The 5,079-nt window shown below is 54.0% G+C and carries 4 protein-coding genes and 1 pseudogene; 1 reads left to right on the forward strand and 4 read right to left on the reverse strand.

The window, feature by feature from the left end; translation table 11 throughout:
• The 4 genes from AUK29_07475 to AUK29_07490 form a co-directional block, all read right to left on the reverse strand.
• Positions 1 to 1,897 (reverse strand): penicillin-binding protein 2 (locus AUK29_07475; GenBank protein OIP62936.1); only part of this gene is annotated, 1,897 nt, incomplete at its 3' end.
• Positions 1,898 to 1,930: 33 nt separating this feature from the next.
• Positions 1,931 to 2,434 carry a rod shape-determining protein MreD gene (locus tag AUK29_07480; protein OIP62937.1) on the reverse strand — a complete coding sequence of 168 codons (504 nt, stop codon included), beginning with the start codon at positions 2,432 to 2,434 and terminating at the stop codon, positions 1,931 to 1,933.
• Positions 2,431 to 3,288: a rod shape-determining protein MreC gene (locus tag AUK29_07485; GenBank protein ID OIP62938.1), complete on the reverse strand. Its 858-nt coding sequence runs from the start codon at positions 3,286 to 3,288 to the stop codon at positions 2,431 to 2,433. Before AUK29_07485 ends, AUK29_07480 begins: the two co-directional genes overlap by 4 nt.
• A 20-nt stretch (positions 3,289 to 3,308) precedes the next feature.
• Positions 3,309 to 4,334 carry a rod shape-determining protein gene (locus AUK29_07490; GenBank protein OIP62939.1) on the reverse strand — a complete coding sequence of 342 codons (1,026 nt, stop codon included), beginning with the start codon at positions 4,332 to 4,334 and terminating at the stop codon, positions 3,309 to 3,311.
• 552 nt (positions 4,335 to 4,886) lie between these two features.
• Between AUK29_07490 and AUK29_07495 the strand changes: the two are divergent.
• Positions 4,887 to 5,079, forward strand: a pseudogene (locus AUK29_07495) (hypothetical protein).

Here is a 5,079-nt window from a genome sequence, read left to right on the forward strand (position 1 = left end):
CAGCCTGTGAAAGATGCATATCGGACGGCAGGGATGCAGGCCTTAATTCCGGCGGGGGTTCCACCATCCGCCCGGTCTTTTTGAAATAGGCCTCCATGACCTTCCTGACGATGGGGGCCGCGGCAGACCCTCCATGGCCGCCGTGTTCCATAATGACGGCAACGGCGATTTCAGGCTTTTCCATGGGCCCGCACGCAACAAACCAGGCATGGTCCTGGTACTTTTCCGCAAGCTCTTTGCTCATTTTTTCACCCTGCTGATTCATCCGGATGACCTGGGCCGTGCCGGTTTTGCCGGCAATCCTGATGCCGTTGATCCGCGCCTTGCCCCCTGTCCCTTGAGGCTCCGAGACCACGTCTTCCAAGGCATCCCGGACAAGATTCAGGGTCTCAGGCGAAATATGAATTTGGGAGAGAACCTGAGGAGAAAATGCCTTCAACGTCTCCCCCTTGTAGTTTTCTATACGCTTGACCAATTGGGGCCGGTAGACGGTCCCGCCGTTGGCCACGGCGCCGATCAGATCGGCGAGCTGGAACGGCGTAACGAGGACATATCCCTGGCCGATGGCGGCGCTCAGATTTTCACCCGGGTACCAGGGTTCCCCGGTGGCCTTCTTTTTCCACTCCCGGGTCGGGATCAGGCCCGGCTTCTCTCCATCCATGCCGATCCCGGTGAGATTCCCAAGACCCAGACCTTTGGCGTAATACGCGATCCTGTCAATCCCCAGCCTCTGGCCCATCTCATAAAAATAGACATCGCAGGACTCCACGATGGCGCGGTGCAGATAAACGGCGCCGTGCCCCTGTTTTCTCCAGCAGCGGTAAGCCCTTCCGCCGAAAAAGGTGTACCCTCGGCAATAGAGGGTTTCGTTCGGCGTGACCTTGTGTTCTTCGAGCGCGGCGATGGACATGACGATCTTGAATACCGAGCCCGGAGGATATTGTCCAGAGATGGCCTTGTTGGTAAGCGGGTGTTTTGGATCCAAAATGAGCTGTCTCCAATACTCTTTGGCGATCCCTCCTGGAAAGAGGTTGGGGTCATAGGCCGGCCGGCTGATCATGGCGAGCACCTCGCCGTTGTTAGGATTGATGACCACCCCGGCGCCTGCATAGTCCCCGAAGGCATCCTCAAGCGCCTTCTGGAGATCGTAATCCATGGTCAGAACAGCCCGATTCCCGGACTCAGGCGGCCGGTAAGAGATCTCTTCGATGACCCTCCCCACGGAGTTGACCTCGATCTGATGTACACCATCCCTCCCCTTGAGATAGGATTCCAGGCTCTTTTCGAGTCCTGCCTTCCCGATCACATCTCCGATCCTGTAATTCCTGTAGGCGCCGCTCATTAATTCTGCGGGATTGATCTCTCCGATATACCCGAAGAGATGCGCAAAAAGATCGCCGTCCCGGTAGTTCCTGAAGGGTTCCGGTATAATGGAGACCCCGGCAAGGTCCAGATGGTTGACCTCGATCAGGGCCACGGTCTCCCAGTCCGCATTGGAAAGGAGCCGGATCGGTTGAAACACCCGGACCCCGTTCTCCCGGGCGGTCCGTATGGTATGGTAGAAATCGGAGGCAGGGATCCCGAGAAGCTGGGAAAGGCGAGCCAGGGTTTGATCCAGATCCCGGACGTCTTCCAGCGTGATGGTCAGATCGAATCCCGGTTTGGTGTCTCCCAGCAGGACGCCGTTCCGGTCGACGAATTCTCCCCTCGGTGAGACCACACGCTCAACCCGGATCCGCTGCCTCTCAGAGCGCTCCTTGAAGTAGCCCCCTTTCATGATCTGGAGATACCAGGCCCTTGAGATCAGAACCACAAAGAAAACGGCCAGAACTATGGAGAGGATCTTGACTCGGCTCTGGTACGGGGTCAATGCCTGGTCATTGATGTTCAATATCATGCGGAAACCTCTTGATGACTTTTTACGAGCCCATCAGCCCTTGTCGGAAGAGCCCTCTTGCTGTCTGATCCATGCCCTTTTCTGGACCAGGAAGAGGCAGAGGGATCCTACAAGGGCATTCCACAGCGTAGAGGGGAGAACCATCCCGCGCAGGGCGCCCTGCAAGGGGATGTCTCCGACAAAGAGATAGATCAGAAAAAGATTCAGGAACCCGTTCATCAAGGAAAAAACCACGAGCAAGACAAAATGGATCATCACATTTCTGGAGAAAATCCCCAAACCGAATACGGCTGAAAAATACCCGATGAGCGCCTTTAGAAACATTTGGACACCCAGATGTTCCCCGGAGAGGACATCGGTGAGGATCCCCAGGTATGCGCCCACAGTCATCCCTTTGACCTTCCCGTGGAAATACCCGAAATAATAGGTCACGATCAGGACGAGATCGAGCGGGAACGAAAACGGGAGAAAGCTTAAAATATGCGTCTGAACCGGAACCGATAATGTCATCAGAAAAAGAGTCAGCAGAAATTTCATTCTTGGACACTCTTCAATGGCTGGTCATCACCAGGGCGCCGGCTCTCCTTGACCACAAAGGCCTCCTCCAGCCTGGAAAATTCCACGGCAGGCGAAACCAGAACCTCCTGGAAGAGCCCGTAAGGCTTTTTTTGAACCGAGGTCACGGTCCCAATGACCAGCCCCTTGGGGTAAACACCGCCCAGACCCGAGGAAAGGACCAGATCCCCCTTCCTGACGTCGGCAAGACGATCCAGATATTTGATCCGGCATAAATCAGCGATCTTCCCCTCAACAATCCCTTGTGCCCGGGTCCTCTGAACCAGTGCGGGAACCGCGCTGTTGCTGTCTATTAAGAGTTGAACCAGTGAATAATTCGGGGAGGCCGAAAGGACCTTCCCGACCACGCCTTCAGGGCGGATCACGGCCATCCCCTTGGCAACCCCGGCCCGGGCGCCGGAGTCCAGGATCAGCGTTCTGGACCAGGTGTTGTCGCTCTTGCCCACCACTCTTCCGGTAATCATGGTGTACGGCGCCGATTCCTGAAACTTGAGCAGCGCTTTGATCCGTTTGTTTTCAACCTCGATTTCCTGAAGACGGTTCAACTGATCATGAAGAACCGCCACCTCTTCCCTGAGCACCCGGTTCTCCTTCTCCACGCCGGACAGCCGGAAATGTCCATGGTAGAGATCCCCGGCCCCTCGGACCAAAGAGGAGAGCCATGATTCCATGGCCGCCGTCACCTCGAAAAGCCCGGAGGTGAGGGCCTGAAAACCCGCCCCCTGGTTTGCATGGCTTGTCATCAGGATCAAAGAGGTCGCCAGAAGAATAAAGAGCAGGATAGATTGTCGGAATCGTAGAAAAAAGCTCAGCATGTGATGTTGTCCGAATCCGCCTAACGGATCGAAATCTGCCGCAACAGTTCGAGCTCGTTTAAGACCTGACCGGTGCCGAGCACAATGGTCGAGAGGGGATCATCCGCAATGGTGATGGGGAGGCTGGTCTCTTCCCTGAGCAGGATGTCAAGCCCCCGCAAAAGGGCGCCCCCGCCGGCCAGGACAATCCCTTTATCCACAATGTCGGCGGAGAGTTCGGGAGGGGTATTCTCCAGGGCGGCCTTGACTCCCTCGACAATCTGGGATACCACTTCATCCAGGGCGTCACGAATCTCTTCTTCGTTGATGACGATGGTCTTGGGTATTCCGGAGACGAGATCGCGGCCCTTGACCTCAATCTGCTTGTTTTCGTTCATGGGATAGGCCGAACCGATCTCGATCTTGATCTCTTCGGCTGTCCGCTCCCCCACCAGGAGGTTGTATTTTTTCTTGATGGCCTGGATGATGGCCTCATCCATTTTGTTTCCGCCGGTCCGCACGGACTTGCTGTATACGATCCCCGCGAGGGAGATGATCGCGATATCCGTGGTCCCCCCTCCGATGTCGATGACCATGTTCCCGCTGGCCTCGGTGATCGGAAGGCCGGCCCCGATAGCGGCGGCCATGGGCTCCTCGATCAGATAGACCTCCCGTGCGCCGGCAGACTGGGCGGAGTCGCGGACGGCGCGCCGTTCCACCTGCGTGACCCCTGAGGGGACGCTGATGATGATCCGGGGACGGATCAGGGATTTCCGGTTATGAACCTTCTGAATGAAATACCGGAGCATGGCCTCGGTATATTTAAAGTCGGCGATGACCCCGTCCTTCATGGGACGGATGGCCATGATATTTCCCGGGGTTCTTCCCACCATGATCTTGGCTTCTTTCCCCACCTTCAAGACTTTCCCGGTATCCTTCTGAATGGCAACGACCGATGGCTCGTTTAAGACAATCCCTTTGCCTTTGACAAAAACAAGTGTGTTCGCCGTACCGAGGTCAATCGCCAGATCACTCGAGACCCAGCTTAGGATGGTATCTAAAATCATGGAATGAACTCCTTTTCAAGAGAATACAATCCGATTCTGTTCCGATTTTTTCAAACGGCGAAGGCAAGGCCCCTTCTGACGTCCTGTTTATAGAAATAAACTAAGTTATCAATGTAACTATAATAAAAAAAAGAGAATATTTCAAGAGAAAACTCGTGGGAAGCCGGACGCATGATGGTTTTTTTGTGACATATTAAGGTTCTCATAATAGAAACGACATCATATCGAAAATCCCTCCCCCGATAAACCCATTCGAGGGCAGGCTCTAACCTCCCTTTTTCCCTTCGACTGCGCTCAGGGCAGGCGCCGGGAGGAATTCCCCCTCTTTGGAAACTTGTCCTCGAATGATTTTATCGGGGAAGAGGGGCAAGGGGAGATTTTATGAACCATGTCTATTCTATTCTATTTCGAGACTATTAAAATAAATATTGTTTGTAAATCTTATGCGCTTGTATTAAAATAAGTTTTCAATTTTTTGTTATATCGGAAATTGAAGGGAAAATGTGACCTCGGCCGACTTTCTTTTTTTGCGACACTGAGGGGAGAATAGCCATGCTTTATTTCATGCGAAATTATATGAAGTCTTTTGTCATGTGGCTGATTATCGCCGCCTTTGTACTCACCATCTTTTATGCCTGGGGGATGAAGAGCGCCCGTCTCAGGGGGGGCACGAAAAATTGGATCGCGAAGGTCGGAAGTGAACCCATCTCCCCGGAGGAGTATGAAAAAGAATTCCGCCGAACCA

The sequence above is a fragment of the Nitrospirae bacterium CG2_30_53_67 genome, assembly GCA_001873285.1.
In the GTDB taxonomy this organism is placed as follows: domain Bacteria; phylum CG2-30-53-67; class CG2-30-53-67; order CG2-30-53-67; family CG2-30-53-67; genus CG2-30-53-67.